This window comes from Algoriphagus sp. AGSA1, assembly GCF_021390545.1.
Classification (GTDB): domain Bacteria; phylum Bacteroidota; class Bacteroidia; order Cytophagales; family Cyclobacteriaceae; genus Algoriphagus.
In genome coordinates, this window is record NZ_JAJUWR010000012.1 from 1 (window position 1) to 25304 (window position 25304).

The 25304-nt window shown below is 42.3% G+C and carries 19 protein-coding genes; 5 read left to right on the forward strand and 14 right to left on the reverse strand.

Annotated features, from left to right (window positions below):
- Nucleotides 1-500 precede the first annotated feature (500 nt).
- From LZF95_RS10905 to LZF95_RS10915, 3 genes are all read right to left on the reverse strand, one after another.
- Nucleotides 501-947: a GNAT family N-acetyltransferase gene (locus tag LZF95_RS10905; RefSeq protein WP_233755030.1), complete on the reverse strand. Its 447-nt coding sequence runs from the start codon at nt 945-947 to the stop codon at nt 501-503.
- 9 nt (nt 948-956) lie between these two features.
- Nucleotides 957-1385, reverse strand: coding sequence for a trans-aconitate 2-methyltransferase (locus LZF95_RS10910; RefSeq protein ID WP_233755031.1), 429 nt, complete (start codon nt 1383-1385; stop codon nt 957-959).
- Between the two features lie 318 nt (nt 1386-1703).
- Nucleotides 1704-2156 carry an N-acetyltransferase gene (locus LZF95_RS10915; RefSeq protein WP_233755032.1) on the reverse strand — a complete coding sequence of 151 codons (453 nt, stop codon included), beginning with the start codon at nt 2154-2156 and terminating at the stop codon, nt 1704-1706.
- 204 nt (nt 2157-2360) lie between these two features.
- Here LZF95_RS10915 and LZF95_RS10920 point away from each other — a divergent pair, with 204 nt between their 5' ends.
- Nucleotides 2361-2564 (forward strand): hypothetical protein, encoded by a 204-nt coding sequence (locus tag LZF95_RS10920; RefSeq protein WP_233755033.1) that lies wholly within the window; start codon nt 2361-2363, stop codon nt 2562-2564.
- Nucleotides 2565-2579: 15 nt separating this feature from the next.
- Here the strand turns inward: LZF95_RS10920 and LZF95_RS10925 are convergent, their stop codons facing one another.
- Nucleotides 2580-3305, reverse strand: a complete 726-nt coding sequence (locus LZF95_RS10925; protein ID WP_233755034.1) for a DUF5020 family protein — start codon at nt 3303-3305, stop codon at nt 2580-2582.
- A gap of 51 nt (nt 3306-3356) precedes the next feature.
- Between LZF95_RS10925 and LZF95_RS10930 the strand changes: the two genes are divergently transcribed.
- The gene (locus LZF95_RS10930; protein ID WP_233755035.1) at nt 3357-4541 is read left to right on the forward strand and encodes a hypothetical protein; all 1185 of its coding nucleotides are present in this window, start codon (nt 3357-3359) and stop codon (nt 4539-4541) included.
- Nucleotides 4542-4612: 71 nt separating this feature from the next.
- Nucleotides 4613-5191 (forward strand): helix-turn-helix domain-containing protein, encoded by a 579-nt coding sequence (locus tag LZF95_RS10935; RefSeq protein WP_233755036.1) that lies wholly within the window; start codon nt 4613-4615, stop codon nt 5189-5191.
- Here the strand turns inward: LZF95_RS10935 and LZF95_RS10940 are convergent.
- The 8 genes from LZF95_RS10940 to LZF95_RS10975 all read right to left on the reverse strand — a co-directional run bounded on the left by LZF95_RS10940 (nt 5188) and on the right by LZF95_RS10975 (nt 16191).
- Nucleotides 5188-5520 (reverse strand): DUF5690 family protein, encoded by a 333-nt coding sequence (locus tag LZF95_RS10940; protein ID WP_368670775.1) that lies wholly within the window; start codon nt 5518-5520, stop codon nt 5188-5190. The genes LZF95_RS10935 and LZF95_RS10940 overlap by 4 nt on opposite strands.
- Before the next feature lie 582 nt (nt 5521-6102).
- Nucleotides 6103-7053, reverse strand: coding sequence for an NAD(P)-dependent alcohol dehydrogenase (locus LZF95_RS10945; protein WP_233755038.1), 951 nt, complete (start codon nt 7051-7053; stop codon nt 6103-6105).
- A gap of 476 nt (nt 7054-7529) precedes the next feature.
- Nucleotides 7530-10577, reverse strand: a complete 3048-nt coding sequence (locus LZF95_RS10950) for a TonB-dependent receptor (RefSeq protein ID WP_233755039.1) — start codon at nt 10575-10577, stop codon at nt 7530-7532.
- Nucleotides 10578-10673: 96 nt separating this feature from the next.
- Nucleotides 10674-11681 carry a FecR family protein gene (locus LZF95_RS10955; protein ID WP_233755040.1) on the reverse strand — a complete coding sequence of 336 codons (1008 nt, stop codon included), beginning with the start codon at nt 11679-11681 and terminating at the stop codon, nt 10674-10676.
- A gap of 77 nt (nt 11682-11758) precedes the next feature.
- Complete coding sequence (locus LZF95_RS10960) at nt 11759-12364, reverse strand: RNA polymerase sigma factor (protein ID WP_233755041.1); 606 nt, start codon at nt 12362-12364, stop codon at nt 11759-11761.
- 224 nt (nt 12365-12588) lie between these two features.
- Entirely contained in the window at nt 12589-13389 is an 801-nt protein-coding gene (locus LZF95_RS10965; protein ID WP_233755042.1) for an AraC family transcriptional regulator, read from the reverse strand.
- Between the two features lie 45 nt (nt 13390-13434).
- A complete protein-coding gene (locus tag LZF95_RS10970; RefSeq protein WP_233755043.1) occupies nt 13435-14454 on the reverse strand; it encodes an SDR family NAD(P)-dependent oxidoreductase in 1020 nt (339 codons plus the stop codon).
- A gap of 549 nt (nt 14455-15003) precedes the next feature.
- Nucleotides 15004-16191: a Pycsar system effector family protein gene (locus tag LZF95_RS10975; protein ID WP_233755044.1), complete on the reverse strand. Its 1188-nt coding sequence runs from the start codon at nt 16189-16191 to the stop codon at nt 15004-15006.
- A gap of 59 nt (nt 16192-16250) precedes the next feature.
- On the opposite strand from LZF95_RS10975, the gene LZF95_RS10980 reads away from it, so the two are divergent.
- Together LZF95_RS10980 and LZF95_RS10985 are read left to right on the forward strand one after the other, a co-directional pair.
- Complete coding sequence (locus tag LZF95_RS10980) at nt 16251-17102, forward strand: hypothetical protein (RefSeq protein ID WP_233755045.1); 852 nt, start codon at nt 16251-16253, stop codon at nt 17100-17102.
- A complete protein-coding gene (locus LZF95_RS10985) occupies nt 17099-20746 on the forward strand; it encodes a BamA/TamA family outer membrane protein (RefSeq protein ID WP_233755046.1) in 3648 nt (1215 codons plus the stop codon). Before LZF95_RS10980 ends, LZF95_RS10985 begins: the two co-directional genes overlap by 4 nt.
- Here LZF95_RS10985 and LZF95_RS10990 read toward each other — a convergent pair.
- A complete protein-coding gene (locus tag LZF95_RS10990; RefSeq protein WP_233755047.1) occupies nt 20714-23083 on the reverse strand; it encodes a GAF domain-containing protein in 2370 nt (789 codons plus the stop codon). The two genes, LZF95_RS10985 and LZF95_RS10990, sit on opposite strands and share 33 nt — an antisense overlap.
- 187 nt (nt 23084-23270) lie before the next feature.
- Nucleotides 23271-25184, reverse strand: a complete 1914-nt coding sequence (locus tag LZF95_RS10995; RefSeq protein WP_233755048.1) for a sensor histidine kinase — start codon at nt 25182-25184, stop codon at nt 23271-23273.
- Between the last annotated feature and the right edge of the window lie 120 nt (nt 25185-25304).

Below are 25304 nucleotides of genomic sequence, written 5' to 3' on the forward strand. Positions count from 1 at the left end.
CAGTCCAACAGTTTGCCATTAGATTTGAAGGGAGATTGGTTTTGGACGTAGATTGAATTAATTATTTAGTTCCCTTCCCTTGGGGTACCCCAAGGGAAGGGAAGGACAGAGTTTAGCTAACACTCCCCAGTACAGTCGATTACCTTCAAAACATCACTGGGCTATTTTTTAACATCCTCAATGTATTGCTCCGCATACCCTTCTTACACAAATTTCATAGGGTATTTCGTCTTTATTTGTCCTTTTACAATTTTCCTTAGTTCCGATTCCATGAGCTTTCTGATCAGGGGTTTCATCCATCTCTTTTTTTTCCCAAAACCCCATAACTAGGGCGTGCTGAAAAACGCCAAAAAAGATTAAAGGCTATCATTATGACTGATTAGCCCATTTTTCATCCGAAAGGTTTTTCAGCAAGCCCTAACTAGTAAACAGCTACGAAGCAGAGCCCAAAAGCCGGGCATTAGTGATACTTTATCCCCCATATTCGCATCGTGCCTAATCTACAAGTTGTAATAAAAGTGAATGACGTCTTCTTCTTCCGTTGGCCTGGTTTTTCTGTAGAAATCAACTGCATAGCCATCAACCCGATCCGCTTGGACAAAAACCTCTTCAAAGTTATTTTGACGACAAAAATCCTTTACAAATTCTATTAGTTGTGTCCCGATTCCCTTCCGCTGATAAGAATTGGATACTGCCAAATCAAAAATATATGCCAGTGGTCTTTCTGAATAATACTGATCAAGAATATACAACGTGAGTCCTCCAATAATCCTCTCTTCTGAATTAGCCACTATGGCAAAGAATGAATCTCTCTCGAGAAGTCTATGGAGATGCTGATCATGAGGCATGATGAAGTTTTCCATTTCAAAAGCCTCTTCAAATACATGGATCAACTTTTTAAAGTCATCAATGTCATCCTTTGCCAGAGTTTTAAATTCAATCTTCATTGTCTTTTCTTAGCGGTATTTCTTTAAGGATACTTCTTGCAGGGGTTTTCCGCCATCAATAAATAGCTTCCCATTTTTGGTTAAGGAATTTGCAATGTTGGTCAGCGATCGTTCCTCGATCTCAGGATGTCGACCGTCCAATGCTCCTACACGAACAGCAACTGCCAGATCAAATAACGCTTCACCCCGTTCTAATTGAAAATTTTCTATGGTCACATGGCGAAATGAGAGCTTCCCAGATCTCAACTCATTTTGTGAGCCACCAACAGCCTGTTCTATGGCTTTGGCTGAACGGTCTATAGCAAGGATATGACCGTCCCCTATTTTCTTTGAAATCTCCCTTGCCATGGCTCCAGGCCCACATCCAATTTCCAAAACTCTGATATTATCTCGAAGAGGAAGTGCAGCCACAATATCTGCTAGTCGTTTGGATAACATAATTTATAATAAATCTTGATCATTTAGTCTTTCAAGTTCCTCAGCAAATCAACTACGTTCTTCAAAAACAAGCTTGTATAAATCCGACATACACTCTCTGCAGATAACCTATCCTCTTAAAATGTCGATTTTTTACAATGAACGCAACAACCGTTGATCAATATTTGTTGATATCCCAATTAAGAATTGGTTACCAAAAAAATAGACCATAGGGTTAGTAAAAGGATCTGTTTCATATACATGATAGTTGCGTTAGAAAACACTTAATAACTCACCAGCTATAGCTGTTACATTTGGGTAAGACATATCCTTAATATTTTACTCCTGGTTATTAATTGCCAATTGAAGCATAACAATCCTGAGATACCGGTTTTGTATTGGAAGCTGAGAAGTATTGCCAGTCATTACCTCGTCCACTGTCTCAAACCCAAAAGATTGATAGTACCTGATAAGCCTGGCGTTGTCAGCCCAGGTATCCATTCTGACAAATCTTCTAGCTTGCCATTTTTCATGGCCTTTTGCCCATGCTTCAAAGAGCCTTTGCCTTTGATGACTTTTATCAACGGCTATCCTATGCAGGTAGGTAGCATCCTGTTTGTCCCTTACGCCCCATATAAATGCATCCTCATACTGAACACTGACTATTCCGGCCATAGTATCAGCCACAACCATCTTGTACTGATTGGAGTCAGCTATTTCCTTCTGCACATCCGAATAATCAATCCCTCCCCAAACCCTGTATCCAGCTTTTCCCTGATGAGTTTTGGTCATCTCAACAACTCTCTGATATCTGGGAAGTCTTCAATGGTGGTTTTTACTAATTCTTTTTGGGCAATTATAATCATCCTTACATCCTCCTCATGCGGGTGGCAGATCTTTTCTTAGAGCTTGCCCCAGAGGCAACGGGCAAGTATTTTGAATTCATTCTGTTTCCAACAGGTATCCACACTAATTAAATGGATGTGATTATCCGCAATGATGCCAGTAACCCTATTCTCTTTGCTTTACTGGACGGAAGACCGAAGACGGGTGACCGAAGTGGCCTTGACGCTGGTGTTTTCCGAATCCTATGATGCTTTTATTGTTTTACTGGCAAAAAGCGGATATACATATAAATGGATAATATTCCAATTGGAAATAGTTTTTGGACCGAAAACACCTGGACTTTCCAAATACTGAATCTGGCGTTGGTTTTTAAAATTTAATTTGAGTACCGATTGTAGGATAAACCTTCAAGTCATTTTTATCCCCAAATATGTTGTAATACAGGTTGATCCTAGTTCCTACTGAAAAGCAACCTTTTATTTTCAACCAGAGTTGGGGATCTCCAAAAAAAGCGATTTTCTTTCCTGTCAATGCCGAGGTATATTCAGTTCCCTGATTTCGGTTTTCCGTCCATCCCACAAGACTTCCAGCCATAACCAACTTGTAGTCAAACATCCCTTTCCACAGGTAAAAAATTACTTGTAGATCATGGCTTGGGGCTTTAAATGCGGTATAACGGTATTGCACATTTGCCGAAAAAAATGCCCCTTTCCATCCAAAAGGGTGATTGATTCCCACCGCATAGGCATTATTGATGTAATACCCGAAATTTGTTGGGGTGGTCCCCACTCCCCCACTATAATTCAAGGATAAATACCACTGGGGTTTCCAGAATTTTAACGATTGGGATACCTTAATAAATGTTTCCCCAAGATTATTATTTTCACCATTCAAAAATGTCTGTCCTTTAAACAAGAAAGAGCCCAGGGAATCAAATTCCTTGAAATATTCAAAACTTATCATGGGAAAGTTTTTTTCTTGGATCTCCGGGTCAAGCGTATGCCTTAAATCATAATGAAGTTGAAAGTTTTGAGCGGAAGAAACCAGTGGTAAAAACCAGAAGATAATTGGGTAAATTAGTTTAGGTAGTTTCATTTCTGTTAGCGCGTTAATTATTTTTAGGCAATTTGAATTCTACATCAAAATGTGCCCGGAATTACCACAGAAATGTCACGGAAATCTGAAATAAACTTTGATAGCGAGGCTTTTATCCTCCTTTTTAGAGAAGTAGTTGAAAAATGTTTTGGCCATGGACTCACCAGTCAACTCAATGAAAATCAAAGTAAGATTCTTTCAGTAGAAATTGAGGAAAAAACCGGTTTGATCATTGGATATAAGACCCTGAAAAACTATTCAGTTTATATCTGTGAAGAGAACGATTCCAAAACCATAAACCCTTCGCTTTCTTCTCTGGATACTCTGGCAAGGTATGCATTGAATGCCCCTTTCACCACTGATGCAGAAAGGTTGAAATTTGAAAACCATTTTCCCTATTGGAACAATTACCAAAGGAAGGTTCCCTACAAACCTGCTGTAAAACTAAAAACCAAGCCCTCCTTCATTATACTCCTGAGTGGAGTTCTGGGAGTCATCCTTCTGGGTTATATTATTATCCATTCTAGCAAGGAAGCAGATTTTATTGAGGAATTTAACCATGTGGATAGGGAATCATTAGAAACCAGGTCTTGGAAGTTGATTTCCCCCGACACCCACTATTGGAAAGAGTCCGATAAAACCGAAAACTACCTGACTTTATTCACCTTGGATTCAGATAATTGGCCGGAATCCAATCAAAAACCTGAAATCAAAAATTTATTGGTCAGGCCTTTGGAATCCTCTTGTTTTAAGGCTGAAACCCATATAGAGGAATTTTTTCCCAGACAGAGGTGGCAACAGGCAGGTTTGATCTTGATGGAAGATCTAGCCTTCAATTCCAGGGCTCTCAGAATATCTATTGCCTACAATGATTTTTTTGGAGGTTTCGATAGTTCGCCAGAAATTATCCTCCAGGGAGTCCAGACCAATGGCCTTGAAAATCCTGAGGAAGTATTGCATTATCAACTGTTCGAGATCTTACCAGAATCCAAAGAGCTTATCCGGGACAATCTCCGCTATTGTAAGTTGCGAATAGAAAAAAAGGGCGACAGGATCCGGGTATTAGTGGCGACAAGTTCCCTTCCAAATGCCGGATTAAAGGAAGTTGGGAGTTTTAATTTTGAATTCACTCCCAAATACATCGGGATTTTCGCCATTAAAGGAAGAGAGAAAGATACAGAAATCATCCCCGTTAAATTTGATCATTTTTCACTACAAGAACTGAACTGTCACTAAGCGCAAATGGCATAGAAGATCGACAAAATCATTCAGGAGATTTATCTTCGCTTAAAATCAACTATCAGGACATGAGCAACCCAGATTATTTGACCGTTCAGATTGGCAATAAACTCAAATCACTCCGTAAGGAAAACGGATGGAAACTGGGGGAACTGTCAGTAAAGTCAGGCATGAGCATGGCCATGATATCCAAAATTGAAAATGGTCGGATTATCCCTACCCTGCCTTCTCTGATCCAGCTTATCCAAGCGTTTAATGTGAATATTTCCGACTTTTTTAGTGATCTGAAATCAGACAATAAGTTTAAAGGCTACATCTTAAGAAAAAAGAAGGGGTACACAACTCTTAGTAAAGAGGAGGAGCCCACTGGCTTCGAATATCAGAAGATCCTAAACCATCCTTTAGAAAAATCATCGATGGAAATCTCTCTATTAACCCTCCAAAGTAATGCCCAAAGAGTGCGTCTCTCCACTTCAGGATTCGAGTATATATATAAAGGAAATATACAGTATGATCTTGGGCCGGAGACACTCTTGTTAGAAGAAGGTGACTCATTGTTTTTTGATGGTAATATTCCTCATGTGCCCAGAAATGAAACGAATGCCGACGCTGTTATGCTCGTCCTCTATTTCATCACAATGATTTAAGTATTTAATGCAAACTCAGGCTGCTTTTTTGACTTTCCCTGAAGCAAAATCAACGTAACTATACATACAGCTGTCATGATGATGCCACCGGCTTGATTGAGGTCTCCTAAGAAACTCACCCAAGTCACCTGGGAATCACTGAAAGCTTTGAACAGCATCACCCCCACGCTACCAGTATAGCCAAGGGCATCTGCCGTGTAAAACAGAAAACCCACATTCCCACTAAAGCGCCACATAGCGATAAATCGCTCGAAGATCAGGTAATGAAATAAAATATAGGGCAGATAAAGTCCCACACCATTGATTACCATCCACCAGATGGGCGATATCTGGTGTTTGGGATTGGTTAAATGTTAATAGTCAAAGGTTAGCCTGTACAGGTGATGAGAATTTGGATTGATTGATCTTCAAAATCCGGTGGAAGCGGAGCAATACCGTAGTCCTGTCTGACCGGTAGGCCCGCCTCCCGGATGGCAGGCAGGCATGGCTGATTTTATAACATTGGGTTTCAACCCGGTGTAAAAAAAGACCAAAGGCCAGGACAGGCAGGAAACGAAGTATAGTGATAAAACCAAGGTTTGTCCCGAGGAGGTCTGCAGCGTCTGTGAATTTCCGGATTAGAAATCCTACGGTTTGAGATCGGGATTGCAAATCCAGATCAGTGACGAACCGATAACTTGTTGTCAGTTTCTATAATTAACCTGAAATGGTATTGGACAGGTGTTTTTTCTTGTTCTTTTGGCCTAACCCAAAAGGAGGGCTGAGCGTCATATAAATGTCATGTGGACATTTATGGCGTGGAGCCAGGATGGTGGCCTTTTACTGGATGCTAAAATCCTAGTCCGTTTTTGTATATCTAAGTAAAGTGATGGAAGGGTAAATTGATAGATATCCTATTGTGGCTTGCACGCCTAGCTTTCCCAAGTCATGACTACCTTCCCTTTAGTACGCATCCTTTCGATGTAATTGATTGCCTCCGGAATTTCATTATGCGTATAAGTTCGGTCGATATGAACTTTAATGCTTCCTTTCTGGATCATTCCAGCCAGTGCTTCCAAATCTCCTGTGTTGGCTTCTGCTGTAAATTGAGCCAAAGGAAATTTGCTGAAAACTTTTCTCGCAAGTAAAGAGATCATATTCCCCATGGTTGTGAAACCGACCACAATACCTCTGTCTCCCATACGGGTGTAGTCTTTATGGGAAAGATTTCCGTGCGTATCAATAATAAGATCGTATTTACCCTCATGTTTATGAATGTCATGTTTGTCGTAAGCAATAACGTTGTCGGCACCTAATGACTTTACAAATTCACTATTTTTACCTGAACAGACTGCGGTAACTTTAGCCCCATAGACCTTTGCAATTTGCACTGTGAAATGCCCGACCCCTCCCGAAGAACCATTGATTAACACAGATTCACCCTTTTTGAGTTTTCCATGCGTACTGATTGCCTGCAAAGCAGTTAATCCCGCTATAGGCACACATGCCATTTCAGAAAAATCTGTTCCGTCGGGCATGATGGCACAAACGTCTGCCTTTACACAAATGTATTCTGCAAATGCACCTTCTAGCAATGCCTCTCCAAACACCCTGTCTCCAATCTTAAACTGATGTACATTCTTTCCGACAGCTTCCACAATCCCGGAAAAGTCAGCTCCAAGAATTTTGTTTTTGGGTTTAAATAATCCAAAAGAGAATCGGGCAAAAAAAGGCTTTCCCCGAAGAATATGCCAGTCAGCTGGGTTAGCTGAATTAGCCTTTATTTTTATCAAAATCTGATCATCCTGTACAATAGGCTTTTGTACTTCTTCCAATCGAAGTATATCCGGACCTCCATATTTGGATTTTGTAAATGCTTTCATTTTAATTCATCTTCAATTGACCATCCAGGTTCTCTTCCATATGTACTAAATTTCAGGATATTTTTGCAATTTCACTGCTAGTTTCCCCGGTCTAAAAAAGCACTGTTTTCCCTACATCTCCTTTAATGATTAATTCATCGTCACGAAAGTATCATAATAGAAGTAGGGAAGATTTTGAACTTTTTCCTCTTTTACAATGCATATATTTTATTGAGGCTTGAAATATCCTGTTGGAATATCATCAATGTAGAGTTTAAAATCGTTAATGTGTTGATCTTGGCCATAGTAGCCACATTTTCAAATGATTTTAAACCAATATATTTTGGTCGATGAAGAAGTTTGATCCTATGTCAAAAGCCATTGGTTTTTTGTCCCAATGGCTTTTGCTAAATTTATTAGTTAGGATCCAGTTTTTTTTGTACTTCAAACCTGATCTCCTCTGCCCCTTTTAGTTGGTCAAAACCAAACCATCCTACTCAATAAGTCTTGAACCGTATCCCAATATTACCCCATCTTGAATAGTAGGCATCATTCTGCGGTCTCCCATCCCTGAACACGTCTGAGATAGGCTGGTTAGTGATATTGTTGACTCCGACAAAAAGGCTAAGTTTATCGGTGAGTTTCTGGGATGCGGAGAAGTCCAGTTGGTGACGCCCTTTTTCCTGGAGGTCATTGTTTGGATCTTCGCTGAGTTCCGAATTGAACGTACCATAAAAATACATGGATACCCTACCCGAAAACCCATATTTTTCATAGGATAAAGAAATATTGCCCACATGTGGTCTCATTTCGGGGAGCTTAACTGTTCTGGTGGAGTTTTCTCCGGGAACCTCAAATTTACTATATATATAGGTGAAATTGGCATGTACGCCCAAGCCATTCCAAGCACCCGGCAGAAATGTAAATTGCTGCTGCCATGCAAATTCAAAACCCCTGGCCAAAGCATCAGCCCCATTGATGGTCTGCCGCACCAAATACCCATCGTAAGTTCCTCCCTCTTGGGTAAAGGAGGTGTCAAAGATGTAATTCTTCAGGTTTTTCTGAAACACCCCGCCTGAAAGCAGTCCTACAGACTTGAAATAATGTTCAAACAGTAAGTCATAATTGACGGCTGTAGCCTGGACCAAATCAGGATTTCCCTTCGAGATCCTCAGTCTGTTGGTTTCCACTTCTTCCCAGGGAACCAAATCGTAATAACTGGGTCTTGCCAAGGAACGTGTTACCGCTGCCCTCAAGTTTGTATGGGGTGTCACGGCAAGTTTCATATTCAGTGAAGGGAAAAAGCCGTCAAAGCTTTTGTCGGTATTGACGGAAACCGTATTGACATAATTCCCCGTATCGTCAAAGTTCACCTGATTTCCATTGTACTTGAATCCAGTGCTTTCGTAGCGTAGCCCGGTGATTACTTTTAGCTTTTTGTAGTTTAATTCAGTCATGGCATAATATGCCAGCAGATACTCATTGCCGGTAAAGGAGTCCGGGTCTGTATTTTGTCTGGTGTAGTTGTCATTCACCTTAAACAGTTCAGGGTTTTGCCGATAATACCTTTCCATGGATTTGGCTTCCGGGAAATTGAACATCTGATATGCCCCTAGGTAATGGTCGTCTTTTTGGTAGGAAGAGAGGTAATCGGATAGTACGAAATGGCCGGTGATAAGGTCATGCTGGAAGTAATTTCTAAAGCGGTCATTGTATTTGTACTTTCCCCTGCTGCCGAATTTTAGATTGCCTGTGACTTCACCCAATTTGATCGTCTTTTGAAGATTAATAGAGTATTGACCGTCCCTGTCCATGGAAGAGTCATGCCTGTTGATATATCGGTTTGTCGTATATTCCGTGGGATCATAGGGGTTTTCTTGCGTGAAATCGACCTGGGGTGCTCTAGGGTCACTCAGATCCAACGCCCCCTGCAGACCATTTCTCACAAATGCGGCACTGTAATAGGTAGGTTGGTCATATTTCCCCAATGAGTAGGTCAAATCATAATCCAGTTTCCAATCCTTAAAGAATTGCATTCCTCCAACAGAGGCCTGAACCAGATCCCGGTGATAGTCCCTCCAGTTTCCGGACTGGGTGATTCTGACATCTTTCAGCTGGCTTTCACTTTCATAGGAACGGATATTGATGATCCGCTCCAACCTATTCTGGATTTCGTAATATTTGTTGTACGATGCCCTTAAATAAAATGTGGAGCGTTCGGAGGCATAGTATTTAACCTCACCGTTCAGTGCCAGGTTATCTCTTTTGATCTCATATCCATCCAGGTCGATGTTGCTCAGCAATAACCTGTCTTCCCCGTTAATAGAATAAGTCGAATAGCTTTTGTCAACCCGATCCTCTGCCCTCCAGTTTCTGGAATAACTGGCTCCTGCCAGGTAGCTCCACTTGTTTTTCCTTTCTCCATAGGTCAGTCCCAGGTCGTAGGTTCCTTTTCCTAATAGCCCGTTGTATCCGCCGGCCAGTTTGGCATCGACCATCTTTTCATTGATTCTGGGGGATTTGGTGACGATATTCACCGCGCCGCCGGTACCATCGGCATCCCGGTCAGGTGTCAGGGTTTTTATGACCTCTATACTTTCTATTGAATTGGCCAATATCCCATTAAGGTCCGTTGTCCTGCTTCCCGCCCCGGTGGACGGAAGCCTGTTGCCATTCATGGTCACACTGCTCAAGCCTTGTCCCAAGCCCCTGATAATCACATCTCGGGGTATTCCATAGCTATATCCCACGGCTACACCCGGAACCCGCTGCAATGACTCTCCCACCGTAAGGTCTGGAAAACGTTCTATCTGTTCCTGCGACATCACATATTTAATATTTTCTGCATTCTGCATTTGGCTCAATGCCTTCACCTCTCCCAATCTGATTCCGGAAATGGTAACTCCTTCCAGCTCGCTCATCTTAGAATCCAGTTGAATCCTGATCGGAGGATTTTCCCCTGCATTTACTCTGGTTTTCACAGTTACTGACTCGTATCCCAAACACGATACCTGAATAGTCACTTCCCCCTCTTCCAACTCCCCAAAAAAGAAACTGCCATCTTCTTTAGACACTACCGTCCTTCTCTGTTGCGGAAGACTTACCACGACAAAACCCAAAGGGATATTTTCGGGCATTCCGATCAAGGATCCTGAGATGCTGCCTTTTAGGGCTTTGGCTGACGGTGGCCTTGATTCGGTAATTACCAGTTGGTTTGAAATCATCCGGAAGGAGAGGCCATTGGGGATAAGAACTTCCTCCAAAAGGGCTTTTACAGGCCTTTGCCCTGATCCCAATGTGATGGGTTGTTGCAGTTTTGATTTTAAAGAGTTGTCGTAAGAAAATCCAATTGCCAACTGCTCAGTCAATTGACTGATAATATTCTCCAAAGGTTCGGTGCTAGACTGGAATGATATGGTTCTGTCTAATATATTTCCGACACTGGCGCCTTCCTGCCCAAAGCATTCACTATAGGTCAAGCCCAATACCAGTGGAAGGCAACAAAGTAAAATTATCTTAGTTGTGAGTTTTGTAAATAATGTCATATTTTTGATTGCTTTTAAATGTTTACATTTAGAAAATAGGATTATCAAAATCCATAATCCGGGTGTGCGCCAACACACTCGGGTTTTATTCTACTTTTACCGGTTTACATAGGCTTCCTGTTTATTGGTTGTTTTACATGCTTTGCCTGTGATGGAAATTCTCCTATTGCTCATCTCGTATTGCAATCCCATGGTACTGCTGATTACCTCCATAATCTGTGAGATATTCATTCTTCCCAATTTCCCGGAAATTCGGCATTGTTTCAATTCAGGGGTTTGGAAATTGACTTTTACCGCATAGGTCCGTTCCAAGATTTTTGAAAGATCATCAAGGGACATTTCTTTCAGATAGATCTCACCGCTTATCCAGGCCAAATCTTCCTTGAGATCAGCCTTATCTTTCGTAAGCCCGCCGTCATTGACGTCGATGTAGGCGGATTCGTTTGGATACAGGATCACCTCTTTCAATCCAATTTTACCGGAGTCAATGCGCTGTTGTACTAATACCTTACCCGACTTCACGGACACGGATGACCTCTCTTTTGCGTAGGATTTAACATTGAATTCAGTTCCCAATACCTGTGTGGTAAACTGCTCGTTGACGACAATAAACGGTCTGTCTCTGTCATGCGAGACATCAAAAAATGCCTCGCCCTCTAATTTTACCCGGCGTGCCGAACCTTGAAAGTCATGGGGATGGGAAAGCTTGCTGGCCGAATTTAAGATAACCGTACTACCGTCGGGGAGGGTAATAGTTGACCTTTGGCCGGCGACGGTGTGATATTCCTTCCACATATCCTGATCAGTACCATTATCGCTTGATTGGTTGATCAAAACATACATACCTCCAAAGATCAAGAGAAGTACAATCGCGGCAAATTCCAATGAAATTCTGCTTACAAGAGTAGGTTTTCGTTCTTTTTTACCGGTTTTCAGAATCTTAGACCAAATCCTATCTGAAACTAGCTCTTTATTGCCCATCGACTCTTCATCCCATTCCTTGATGCGAAGAGACTCCCTTTCAAAAAAACTGTCGAGTTGGCTTTTCTCCTTCTCCGAAAGTGAATTGTTGAGATATCTGTAAAAGGGGTTCTTTTGATCCATGCCCGGTTTGGTGGTTATACTTTAAAGAGCATCTCGGTAGGATAATCACCCACTCAAAAAATCCAATCCGGATTGAATTAACAAAAAGTTAAAATTGACTCAAATTCCTTAATGAGTGAGTCTTCAAAAATTAACAGGAGGTAAATAGCCAACAATTGTGGTATTAAAGATTTCAGGGATTTCAATGCCCTATAAATTTGATTCTCTACGGTTTTGGTGCTGATGCCTAATTTTAATGCAATTTCCCGGTTACTCATATTTTCGAACCTACTCATCACAAAGATTTCCTTGCAGCGACCGGGAAGCTGGTCCAAATGGTTGAGAATTGCCTGTTCGATCTCTTGGGTGTCCATGCTGGCCTCTGCTTGTACCAGCAAATCAATGGAATTTAGTGTGTGAAGGTGCCTTTCCTTTAATTTCTGTTTTTGAAGTACTTTGAATATGGCATGTTTGACACAGGTGAAAAGATACTGGCTTGGTTTATCGATATTCAAATCGGTTCTCTTGTTCCAAATTTCCAAAAACACATCCTGAACAATATCCTCAGAAGCATCAGAATCCTGCAAAATGGAAAAAGCTCTTAAATAAAGCTGCTCCCAGTGCCTTTGATAAAATTCATGAAATGCTATGTGGTTGGATTGCTTGATCATTTTGATCAAAACGCTGTCTTGTAGATTTTTCACAGTTTCATGCTAAATATCCTACAATTCTAGAATTTTAAATGAGAGCGGGGAATTTAAACCGTTTATCAAAACATTAAATAATGCAGTGGATGGTTCGGGCTCCATACACCCTGGGGAAACTGAGCAGCATCCACAATGGATAATACTAGGCAGGATTGGGTCTGTTCCTTAAATTGTCCTTGAGAGAAGATTAGATCAGATTTTTACGATTGAAGACCACATGCTTATTGAAACAGCGAAGAAGGTGGATATCCGAAATGCTTTTTAAAAGCGAACGAAAAATGTGAAAGGTTTTCAAAACCTACTTCATAGCAAACTTCAATGGGCTTTTTCTTCTTTTCCACAAAATGGTAGTGGGCCAGCTCCAGCCGCTTTTGGGTTAGCCAGCGCTGGGGTGTAGTATTAAAAGCTTTGCCAAAATCACGCTTAAATGTGGTGAGACTGCGTCCGGTAAGGTATCCAAACTTCTCCAAAGGCAGATTGAACATGAAATTCTTCTCCATATAAGTAATCAGGTCAATTTTTCCGGGCTCTTCGAAATTCGCCAATACATGATCGATTCTTTGGTCAATGCTCCTCAATATGCTGATCGCTTCAGTGATCTTCAATGCAGCGATTTCATCTGGAAGCTCTTCCATCTCGAAATAAGGAAGCAGGGATGAGAGGCAGCTTTCCAATAGGGGATGGTCACTGTAGCGAAGAATCCGCTGCTCTTCGGTTCTGGGTTTGATATCCAGCTTGGCATAAAATCCCCGCAGTCTTTCGGTAGAAAGATGCATGACCACACTTTTGTGTGGCCTGCCATCTTTGGGATAATTGATTATGGTAGCCAGTTGATTTCTGGGAATCAGAAAAATATCCCCTTTCTTAAACAGGTAGGTGGCATCAGCCTGTACGATTTTGGTCTCTCCTGAAATAAACCACACGAGCATGTGATGGTCAAACATGATGTCCGATTTAAAGAACTTATCCTCATAGCAGGAAAGCTTGATGTCGTCCGTTATATATTTTGCTTTAAATTCCATAGGGCAGGTATCCTCTGTTTAAGGTACAATTTTTCGGCAGTTCCGCTATATAATGTTTGGGTTATGAGCCGATTGCAAACGGAATTCAATACCTGTCATACCCTCACTCCACTCCCACAACCTAGCGGCAGAAGTTTCATCCAATGAATAGGCCTTTACGCCTGCGGACATGCCCGGTACATGGGATAACTCCGCAATCTCCCCATCTTCACAATATACTCCTCCAATATCATTGAGCTTTGGTGAAGTGGCACACCACACAGTCGTGGCGGCACCTTGGGGGATGGTTTTCAAAGAAGCGGCTACCTCAGGCAAGATATTGCCTTCAGCATCACAAAACCCCATCTGCTGAAACAATTCCGGCGAAGCCTCCCTCCCTAGCTCAGTTCCACCAATGGCTCCCGGGTGAAGGCTGTAAGCGCGTACACCATAGGCATGTGCCCTATTATCCAACTCAAGGGTAAAGAGATTGACCGCTGTTTTGGACTGACCATAAGCCCGGAGCGTTTCGTATTCTCCAGTCAGAAAATTAGGATCCTCAAAGTTGAACTGACCAAACTGATGCCCATGTGAGGATACATTTACCACCCTGGCATCGTTGGCTTTCTTTAGAGCAGGCCATAGCCTTGCGGTAAGATGAAACATTGCCAGATAGTTGGTTGCTAATTGTGATTCAACACCTCTAATGTCCCTTCGGAGGGGAACCCACATGATCCCGGCATTATTGATCAGCAGGTGCAGTGTCCTTCTTGATTCAATGAACTTTTGGGCAAAGGCATCTATGGAAAAGGGATCCATCAAGTCCATGGGCTCCAGTTCCACATTGGCAATGCCCTTGAGGTTCTGTGCCGCTTTTGCCATGTCTCTTGCGGGTACAACCACAGTGGCACCTGCTCCCGTCAAGGTCTTGGTCGTTTCCAGTCCTATGCCTGTACTGCCTCCTGTGACAATGGCTGTTTTCCCCGAGAGGTCAATTCCCTTGATTACTTCAGAAGTTGTGGTTTTGGCGTCAAATCCTGAACCGATAGGTCTCTGCAATGCACCCTGATAATTGTTTTGTCTCATGACTTTATTTGTTTTTGTTCAGACAAATGTAGGGGTGTGAAAAACGAGACGCTTTGTTCAAACGTCCCAATATGCTTTGTTTAAAAGGCCATGGTGGTCAGGATTACTATCATTGATTATTACATATTGTCAATTAGCTCTTACTTGCTTAGGAAAAAGGAGGCTGTCTCATAATCAGGTTTTCTTGTCAGGCTGAGCAGCCAGTCTGCCGAAGGCATGAAAGTCGAAGCCTTTCAGGTGCTAATTAAGCCCATTTCGACTTCACTCAATGCGACAATTATGAGTCATGAGATAGCCCTTACTTTTAGGAAGTTAAACCCGAAATGTGCATTAGAATTCCTATTACGAGCTTAAAATACTTCAAAACCAAATACTTTGCTGTATTTAACTCATTCACCAAAGCGCTGACATGTCTCATTCGAAGTATATGCATACACCTTCATTCGGCCATCTTGAACCTGCCTGTCCCGTAGGCAGGCCTAGCATACTTGAGATAATTTCAGCAGACCCTAAACACCCAAAACACCGTTGTTGACTATCGATCCACTTTCAGTATTGGACAGGATCGAAAAAAATCGTCGCTACCAAAAAGGAGATCACAGAAATCACAAAACCAAACATAAAAATACTGTAGCTCTTTCTAAGCAATTGATACTTTTGGGAGAGCACTTTTCCTAAATAATAAATATCCGTAATCATACTGTCATATAGATAATTACCATCCTCCATCAAAGCGTGCATCCCACCTTTATAATCTGGAAGAGTCATTTGATGAAAATTCCCGAAATAAAGAAGGTTTCCTTGTTTCTTGTCTATGTCGCTTTTAGTCACCAGTCCGGTAGATACCTTAGGCCGGGTAGCCAAAATAGCAAAAACCATGGCCGTAAGACATGTAGTTACCAGCAGAAATGTTGGGACAATGTAGTTGGGATACTCTTCCAGCTTGCGTACCAAAACTGTCACTACTATAGACAAGATGATAGAATTCACGGATATCATGATATTGGCTTTGTTGTCCGCCAAAGCAGAAAGTTGCAAATGATTGGTGGAGGTAACGCGGAACATCGTCTCCACCCCCCGTTCGGACTTCTTTTTCTCCTTTTTACTCTTCTTCCCCTGCGAACTGGAGACTTTCTCTTCGAGGGCTTCTTTGATTTTCATATCAATAAGTTTCAGGTTTTTCTCTTTGCCGGGTTGAAGAAACTTCTTGGCATACTCGGTATGGTAGTGATGCGACAGCATGAATATCTGACTGCCTGCAAGCCATTCGCTCAGCGGAATTTCCCCATAACCTGAATTTTCCTTTTCCTTTTTTAACAAAAGTGTTTGATCATAAAACTGATCTGAACTCAAATGAAATAAATCAGCATCACAAATAATTTCCTCCAACAGATTTTGTGGATTCTGGGGGATTCTAGTAGCCAGAATAAGGGATTTTATACGATCTACCCGTTGCTTGTCAATCCCAAGTTGGATCAAGTACTCCTCAGCCATCTCTGCTCCACGTACTTCATGCCCTTCCCCCTTTCCTTCCCAGTAACCTACGTCATGCATCCATCCCGCAAAAAACAAATCTTCCTTTTCCTCTTTTTCCAATCCGTAATACTCACCTATCTCCCTCACTTTATCAACAATCTGCAGAGTATGCTCAATGTTGTGATAGCAAAATTCTGATTTTTGCCGGTTTTCAAACATTTTCCTGATCCAGGATTCGAATTTTTCCAGTTGTTTATCCACCCTTATTCACTTATTTTGGAAATACTAAATTCAAGGTAATTAGTTCCCAGTGAATAACGATGCATTACTTCAATATATTAGTCTTACTCCTCTTTATTACCGGTAAATGTAGCCCGGATGTATCGGAAATAGAAAACGCTCCTTTTCCTGAGGGATATAAACCGGGAACATACCAGAAAATCATACTACAAAGTGAAATGGAAGAAATTTCCGGTTTGGAGTGGGTCGGAACGGATCAGCTATGGGCCATAGAAGATGAATCTTCCATTATCTATAGACTGGATACTATGTCAGGCAAAATTCTGAGAAAAAGAAAATTTGCCAAGAACAAGGACATAGAAGATCTTCTGGTAGTGAACCAGGTCGCTTGGGTTCTACAAAGCAACGGCACCCTCTACGAAGTCTCTTCCCCACTCAGCAAAAACCAAAAAACATCCCAATACCACTTCCCCGTCAAAAAAAAGAGGGATATTGAGGCAATTGTAGCATCTAAAACAGAACCATATCTGTTTGTTTTTTGTAAAGCCTGTAAATGGGACATTGGCCCTGATCAAGCTTCCATTTTCAGGTTTGATTTGACCACCAAACGCTATGACTCTATTCCGTTCTCAGCCTTGAAAAGAGAAGACATGCAACCTTTACTCCAGACTATAAAGACAGAACCTTTGAAAATACAACCTTCTGCGGCTGCATGGCACCCGATAGAAGACCTCATCTACATTCTTTCCTCCAGTGGTAAGTGGCTATGCATCACGGATACAGATTTCACTCCTAAGGAAGTATATAGGCTTAACCCCAGATTATTTAAGCAACCTGAAGGAATAACATTTGATCCTCAAGGCAATATGTATATATCAAATGAAGCCCAAGACGGAAATGCCAATATCCTGAAATTCACATATAATCCATGAAGAAATACATTTTTCTCCTGATTTTTTGCACCCTCTCATCCACGCTATGGGCACAACAGGAAGCTTCCCTGAAATTCCGGATTTACCTCATCGGGGATGGGGGAGAAATGGCAAACGGTCATCATCCGGTAGTGGAAGATGTACGGGACAAACTTCAGAAAGACATAAACACCCCCACCCATATTATTTATCTAGGTGATGATATTTATCCCAAAGGAATGCCCGAAGCTAAGGATAAAGAGAGGGATCGGGCGGAATTGATATTGAAGACACAGCTTGATCTATATCAGTACCTCTCCGGGAAAATCTGGATGGTGCCGGGAAACCATGATTGGGAACGGGGAAGATCCAAAGGCTGGGCAGCCGTGCTACGCGCGGAAGAATATGTCCAGGACAATTACCCAGAGGACAGGGTGGTCTGGGTACCCACTGGTGGATGTCCAGGCCCTAATGTGGTTGAGTTGGATCCCACGACTTTATTGATCACTTTAGATAGCCAGTGGTGGCTCCAAATAAAGAACAAACCCGGTATTGATTCAGATTGTGAATACAAATCAGAGGAAGAAGTTCTGGATGCCCTGAGGTACGTTTTTGAGGAAAATCAGGATAAGACCATCCTTATGGCCATGCATCATCCACTTCGATCCTATGGGCCACATAATGGTGCTTACAGCTGGAAAGATCATTTTTTCCCACTTACGGTAGTTTCACCGAAATTGTATGTCCCATTACCTGTGGTCGGATCAATATATCCACTGTATAGAAGCTGGTTTGGGGACATCCAAGATCTCACACATCCTAAATACACAGCCATGGCCAGAGCTTTGGAAGGGATATTCAAAGACCATCCAAATGTGATTAATGTAGCGGGACATGAGCATGGTCTGGCATATACCAGGGAGGACAATTTACATCACGTCATAAGTGGAGCGGGCGCCAAAAGCACCTTTATCAAAAAAAACAACGCAGCAGATTTCACCTATCCGCTACAAGGCTATGCGGCCTTGGATTTTTATGAGGATCACGAAGTAAGGATCACTTTCTATGACCCCCTCAAAAAAGAACCATTATACGAGGCTCAATTGGTCAAACCGTTCGCAGAAAACATTTCAGAACTTACCCTATTCGATCGGAAGATCCCGAGAAATGTGACACGGCCTATTTCTACCCAATATTTACATGGAAAGGGATATTACAATTTCCTGGGAAAGAACTATCGGGATGCTTGGGCTATTCCTGCCACCTTTGAATCAGTGGATATTACCACTGCAAAAGAAGGCCTCACGATCATCAAAAAGGGCGGAGGATTGCAGACCCGTTCACTTCGACTGGCCGACAAGGAAGGTAAGGAATATGTTCTGCGATCTATCAATAAGTATCCTGAAAAGGCGCTGGCTCCGGAGCTCAGGAAGACCATCGCCAAACAGGTAGTGGAAGATCAGATCTCTTCCTCCCATCCCTATGCCGCCCTTGCGGTAGCCAGGCTGGCTGACGAAGTCGGGGTAGTACACACCAATCCAAAGATTGTCTATTTACCCGATGATCCTTTATTGGGGATATACAGGAAAGACTTTGGGAATGAACTATATCTTTTTGAGGAACGGGAAATAGCCGCAAAAGATGCCCCGGAAGACATTAAGTTTTTCAGCACCGATAAAATGCTGAAGAAAATCCATGGAGACAATGACCATCAGGTACTACAGAAAGAAGTCCTGAAAGCGCGGATTTTTGATTTTTGGATATCGGACTGGGACCGGCACGATGACCAGTGGAGATGGATAGGCGAAAGAGGGAAAAAGGGTTGGGAATTCTCGCCCATGCCAAGGGATAGAGACCAGGCATTTTTCGTGAATCAGGGCATATTACCAAAGATTGCAAGCCGTAAGTGGGCTGATCCTAGATTTCAGGGATTTGATTATACTCCTCCCCGATTTGTGCCAGGCTTCATGTTCAATCCCAGGTATTTTGATCGCAGCTTCCTAAATGAGCTGGACAGAAAGGACTGGGAAAAATCGCTGGATAAGATCATCCCGAAAATGAGCGAACAAGCCATCTCTGAGGCATTTTCGGACTGGCCGGACGCAGTGGCGGCAAGCAGTGCCCCTGAGATCCAAGCCAAGCTTCGTCAGCGTAAAATCTGGCTGAAGGAAGAAATGCTAAAACATTACGCATTCCTTTCCAAGAATGTAGATGTTGTTGGTTCAAACAAAAACGAGGAATTTGAAATAACCTACCGAGAAGATGGACGGGTAAAAGTGGAAGTGAGAAAAATAGATAAATCCGGAAATCTGGAGCAGAAGCTCTATCATCGGACTTTCCTCCCTGAAGAAACCCAGGAAATAAGGCTTTATGGGCTGAAAGGTGGAGACATATTTCGCACAAAGGGAGAGGGACCCGGAAAAATCAAAGTAAGGATAATACCCGGAACGGGGGACAAGACAGTGGAAGATGAAGGCTTTACACGAAAAAAGAATACACTCATTTATCAGAATCGCGACGAAAAACGGCTGATGGAGGTGGGCCACAGTTCGAAAATAAAGTACGCCCCCTCCCTTTCTTACCTCAACTATGACAGAAAAGAGTTTAAATACGATAAACTGATGCCCTTGGTATCGGTGGCGCTTAATAAGGATGACGGTTTGTTCTTGGGGGCTGGTGTCCTATGGGAAAAACACGGGTTCAAAAAAGAGCCTTATGCCGTCCGGCAATCCATAATTGCAAATTATGCAATCAGTTCATCCGCTTTCAATATTGAATATAAGGGTCATGCAGTTGATGTGATTGGGAATTTCGACATGGTCTGGAAAGCAGATGTGCGCGCGCCGGATTATGCATTCAACTTCTTCGGAACCGGAAATGAGACAACCTATGATACAGATATCAACGGTATAGATTACTATAGGGCAAGGTTTAGCTGGTATGAGCTCTCAGGAGGCTTACAGTCTAAGCTTGGCGAAAGTGGGAGTTTCACATTAGGCCCACATTACCAGGTCTATAGATTTGATGCCGATGAAAACTCAGGCAAGTTCATCACCTCTGCTGAAAGTGGCCTTGATCAGGTTCATCTGGACAAAGCCAAATTCTACACCGGACTTTCCGCTAAAGTAGTTTTTGATCGGAGAGACCATAAAAACATGCCTACGAGGGGGGTATATTTTGAGGGTCAGGCTAAAAGAATGTGGGGACTCAATGATTTTTCCGGGGACTTTACCAGTATGGATGGAGAACTAGCACTCTATTGGTCGTTCCGATATCCCTCCAGACTGGTATGGGCGACTAGATTTGGAGGTGGGAAAAACTGGGGTGGTTTTGAATATTTCCAGGGCCAGACTCTTGGAGGGCTGGATAATCTCCGAAGTTATAGAAGATTTAGGTTTAACGGTGATGCGGTGTTCTATAACAATACTGAAGTCAGAATCCGACTTTTCAATTTAAAAACCTATCTCCTTCCCGCCACCGTTGGAATTTTGGCATACAATGATGTAGGACGCGTGTGGGTCAAAAACGAGCAATCGGATAAGTGGCACAATTCCTTGGGAGCCGGGCTGTGGCTGGCTCCTTTAAATCAGTTTGTCGCTACATTTTCAGTAGGTTTTAACGAGGAAGAATTTCTACCCTTTTTCACTTTTGGATATCAGTTTTGATGTATTATCTATAGGATTAACCATTTTAGGAGCGACAGCAACCCTCAGCGCCTTAAGTCCATGGACACCTTGCATTTCCTCCAGCTCGAACTCTTCCACCTGGTCTTGAAGTTCACCTTTATTCTGCAAGAAAGTAATGAAGTCCAGGTACTCCCTGGCTTCCCGCTGCTGTGAATAGACAATGGCTATTTTACCTGGCTGTACCAACCGCTCCTGGGTTCCTGATATCAGCGCTTTATCAATACGTTTTTTCATGATCTCATAGCGGATATTATATGCTCCTTCCACATCAAACTTTCGCTCATCCAGCCTAAAACTGATTGAAATAGGAGTGCTATGCGCAAGAATCAGCTGGGTGATTTCCAGGGGATTTTCAAATTTCACCTTCTTTTCTTCTATGAGATTCACGATTTTCACCAGGCTCTGAAGTTGCCAAAGTCTTAAATTCTTGAGGTACATCAAATCAAACTTCTGGTCTTTTACCAAAGACTGGCCGATATAGATATTGTATTCAATGCCGTCAGTTTTGAACTTTTCAAAATAATGTGGGTAGATTTTTTGGATCATAGCTTCTTGCTCATCCAAAAACCCCCCTATCGTTTGGTTGATAAACTGAAGATTCCTTTCAAAAGCCTTCCTATGGATGCTTATGACAGACAGCTTAGGGTCCAGTGCGTCAAAATAGGATTTCACCTCCTCTTTCAAATCGGGGTAAGTCTCACCTAAATGGACAAAAGTAGGCTCCAGTTCCCGAAGGAAAAACTCAGTGATCCTGACTTCCTCTTCACTGAGTAAGATCAGATTGATTCGCCGCTTGTACTCCTCTATCTGGTCTATCAGGCTATCAAGGAGTGGAAAATAATGCAAGCTTCTGGCAAGTTTTAAAATCTCTTTCCCCTTATCAAGTTGGATCACAAAATCATCATGGATGGCCTTATTCCGTTCAACGGATGAATTTTTAACATCTACTGCGGCATATAAAGGATATACATCTTTGAACAAAATCGGTTGGATTTCAGGTCTTTTGCCTTCCTCCTCCTCTAGGACATAATCCAGGGCAATTTCATCAAACTTCCATTCTACCACGGGGTGAATTGCGGTAAAGTTCTTACGGATTATAGCCTTGATCTTGTGATCCAGATTCTCAGCCTGTCTGTGCAGGGCAAGGGAAAGTGACGGAGCCAGATAGTTAAGGGTATGAAGCATCAATGGATCAAACACCCCCTTTTTCACCGAACAGATTTCCAGAACACCTACCAACTTTCCGTTGTGGCGAAGCGGATATAGGATTATTTCCTGTAGCCCCATGCTTACCATAAGCTGGACCAACTCGGAATCATCTGTATTTTCCTGAATATCTTTTAAGAACACAGGATTATCGACTCTCGATAGAAAATCCACGATCGCATGGTATGGCCCCTCACTGCCGGGAACCAAGAGTTCCCTGATAAGATAGCTATAGGCAAGACGGCTCTCTGACATAATAACCCTACCGGATACGTTCTGAAGAATGGCTATCCCGATCTTTAACCCTCCACGATCCAATAGGCTCTTCACAGCGTCTTCAACGATGAGCATAAACTCTCCGGAACTGACTTCATCCTGCTTCAAGACAGCGGCATTTAGAGTGGCCACACTTTGAGCCACTGTCAAATCATTGGCTTCCATGATGACAAACCCATGAAATTCAAACATGTCCAAGGGTAGCAAATTTTTCAATTGGTCAAGTTCAAAACTGTATGGTTGATCTATCCTACAGAATTCTGACTCATCCTGGATTTGGGGAAGGGGCACTTTTGCCACTACCCTTACGAACTGGGTGTTAAACTGAATCTGATAGTGTCTGTTGACCCCGTTAGTCCCTCTGAATTTCAAGACCATGGGAGGGAACTGGTTTAATTGTATTCCATATAACTGGCTTAAAATCTTAGCATAGATTTGAATTGTTTTATTAAAGGAGATCTGCTCATAATCCAGGTTATCAGGGAGTTTTATTGATTTGTCATGGGTTAAAAACTGCTCTGAAAATGCTGGAGTCGCATAAATTGGATTGTAGTCAAAAGGTTTTGAGATCGCCAAAATCTTCTTTTCATCCTGACCGGAAAGCGGGATTAAGGAACTTAGAATGACTCCAAACCCCAACTTGTTTTCTTCATTGTTCAAGATCAGGGGATCAATATCATTTTTCAATAACTGAGGAAACTTCTGAATCCTGTTTAAATAATCATGGTAAAGACAAGTGCCGGGATGGGTATTATCTGCAAGTTCCTTCCACCTTTCAATCAAGAGCGTAAAATCGAGAAATGATTGTATTCCTTCTGTCTGTTCCAAATCCATAATAATAAAATCCAAGTTATAAGTGTCTAAACCAATTATTTTGAATTAAAGTTGATATATGGATAAAAGTTTATGATCATCTATCACAAGTTGCGTATGGCCGTTGTAGGAAGAGGCTTCTTTTCACATATCGCTGAGAATCCCTGAATACTGTTCGCTCCTGTTATTATGCGAGCTAGCTGTATGATCAAAAGCCTCTCTCCAACGGGATAACCAGCTCTACCTGAGTCCCTGTAAGGGTACTGTCCATATCATGCCTATCCAGAATGGTTACCTGGATCGTTACCCCTTTTGCCCTGGCCAGAATTTCCAAACGCTCCCGGCTTATAGTCGTGGAGAGGGATTTCTGTTTACCATCAGGTTTCTGTTTTACAGCTTTGATTCCCGGACCATTGTCAACAATACTCACATAAAGTGATTCTTTGTGGAGACTCAGTGACACTGTAATCATTCCCTGCCCAGTGGCATTGGCCACCCCATGCAAAATAGCATTCTCAACAAACGGCTGGATAAGCATAGGAGGAATCAGTAGGTGCAAGGCATCCTCACCTGTAGGCTTGTGAATCTTGAATTCAAAACTCTCATCATAACGCATCCGCTGTAATTCCAAGTAGTACTCCAATGTCTCAATCTCGTCCTCTAAAGGCACCTGGCTTTCCCTTGAAAGTTCCAGACTGTTGCGCAATAGCCGGCTGAATTTATTTAGATATCGAAGTGCTTTTTCCTTTTCTTCTATCCTGATGTAACTCTGCAACGCTGAGAGTGAATTGAAAATAAAATGCGGCTCCATTTGCGTACGAAGCAGACGCTGTTCCAATTCTATCGCGCTTTTTTGCAGCTGCACCTTTTCTTTTTCTTCCTTAAGTTTCAATTGTTTTCTGCCAATGTACAGGATCACCACAATAGCTATGGCCAGCAAAGCAGACAGTGCCGATATGACTAGCAGTAAGCGATTATGGGCCAATTTGCTTTCCGCAAGGAGCACCTGTCGATTCAAGCCCAGAATATGTCTCTCATTGGCTTGAAGCTGATATATTGTGGACATTTCCGCAATAGATTGCGCATATTCATTTTCATAAAGTTTTTGGTTTTTGTCCATAAGCAAGCCATACGCTTGATATGCTTTTTCATATTGATGGGTAAAAAAAAAATAATCCACCAAGACTTGCTGATACAGGACATAATCAGCATCTGTCAGGTACTTTTCTTCCTCCTCTAAAAACCGGAAAGCTTGCTGCATGTATTGATATGCAAGCTCTTGTTTGCCCAACTTCAAATAACTATCGGACAAATAGACATAATCCCTAAACAAGTTGGAAAAAAAGCTGGGGTGGGGATTGGAGGATGCAACAGTCTCTTTGTCTATTTCCAAAAGCTTGAGGTGATAGACCACTGCGGAATCCAGCTTTTCGGTTTTCGCAAAGTAATGTGCTTTTTCATCGTACAAAAAGCGGGGATTCACCTGATCCGGATACCGGCGGCTGAGAACTTCCATTTTTTGCATATAGTGGTAAGCCGAATCGGTATCATCACTTGATATGCGATAGTTATTTGCCAATTGTCTGAATGCCCTAAACTGTAATGCCGCGGGAGCCATGTCATATTCCAATGTTTTAATAGCCCTTCTGTTCCACTCCATTGCCTGTTTATACTGCCCCAAGCGGGCATCTGACTGGGCTGTAGCCATATATAAGCTCGCTATCTGAACCGGGGTCAAATCGATCAGACTGTCTGAAAAAATGAGCTGGGAAGCATGGTTGAAGTAATAATTCTCCTGATGTAGGTTTCCTTCTATGGTGGCCATGTTGCCTTCCCCATAATATAACAGTGCCATCATCTCCGGATGACCCTCTTGGGCTTCCATCAGATCCCAAGCCATACGCATATGCCATTTAATGGAATCCAACTCGCCTTTGTAATAATATGCCCCTGCCAGTCGATAATGGATACGTGCCATTATTACCGAATCTCCCGAATAGGGTTTTTGAGTAAGACTTTTTGCCCAAAAAACCGTTTGTTCATCACCGGAAAGAATTTGACCTTCTTTTTCAAGTTCTTTCAATGATTCCAGAGCATCTGACCTAAGCTGTTTCTTATCCATGATTTTTTTTTCACAAGAAGACAAGAAGACCAAAATCAACATCACTGAAACTTGTTTTAGCAGGTCATATATATTTATAAAACTCATTTCATACCTCCGGGCTTTGTATGGAGACGAATG

Bases quoted from the DNA above. Each gene is read 5' to 3' on its own strand.
- LZF95_RS10905 (WP_233755030.1), bottom strand. From the start codon at position 947: ATGAAGATTGAATTTAAAACTCTGGCAAAGGATGACATTGATGACTTT.
- LZF95_RS10910 (WP_233755031.1), bottom strand. From the start codon at position 1,385: ATGTTATCCAAACGACTAGCAGATATTGTGGCTGCACTTCCTCTTCGA.
- LZF95_RS10915 (WP_233755032.1), bottom strand. From the start codon at position 2,156: ATGACCAAAACTCATCAGGGAAAAGCTGGATACAGGGTTTGGGGAGGG.
- LZF95_RS10920 (WP_233755033.1), top strand. From the start codon at position 2,361: ATGATGCCAGTAACCCTATTCTCTTTGCTTTACTGGACGGAAGACCGA.
- LZF95_RS10925 (WP_233755034.1), bottom strand. From the start codon at position 3,305: ATGAAACTACCTAAACTAATTTACCCAATTATCTTCTGGTTTTTACCA.
- LZF95_RS10935 (WP_233755036.1), top strand. From the start codon at position 4,613: ATGAGCAACCCAGATTATTTGACCGTTCAGATTGGCAATAAACTCAAA.
- LZF95_RS10945 (WP_233755038.1), bottom strand. From the start codon at position 7,053: ATGAAAGCATTTACAAAATCCAAATATGGAGGTCCGGATATACTTCGA.
- LZF95_RS10950 (WP_233755039.1), bottom strand. From the start codon at position 10,577: ATGACATTATTTACAAAACTCACAACTAAGATAATTTTACTTTGTTGC.
- LZF95_RS10955 (WP_233755040.1), bottom strand. From the start codon at position 11,681: ATGGATCAAAAGAACCCCTTTTACAGATATCTCAACAATTCACTTTCG.
- LZF95_RS10965 (WP_233755042.1), bottom strand. From the start codon at position 13,389: ATGGAATTTAAAGCAAAATATATAACGGACGACATCAAGCTTTCCTGC.
- LZF95_RS10970 (WP_233755043.1), bottom strand. From the start codon at position 14,454: ATGAGACAAAACAATTATCAGGGTGCATTGCAGAGACCTATCGGTTCA.
- LZF95_RS10980 (WP_233755045.1), top strand. From the start codon at position 16,251: ATGCATTACTTCAATATATTAGTCTTACTCCTCTTTATTACCGGTAAA.
- LZF95_RS10985 (WP_233755046.1), top strand. From the start codon at position 17,099: ATGAAGAAATACATTTTTCTCCTGATTTTTTGCACCCTCTCATCCACG.
- LZF95_RS10990 (WP_233755047.1), bottom strand. From the start codon at position 23,083: ATGGATTTGGAACAGACAGAAGGAATACAATCATTTCTCGATTTTACG.
- LZF95_RS10995 (WP_233755048.1), bottom strand. From the start codon at position 25,184: ATGGATAAGAAACAGCTTAGGTCAGATGCTCTGGAATCATTGAAAGAA.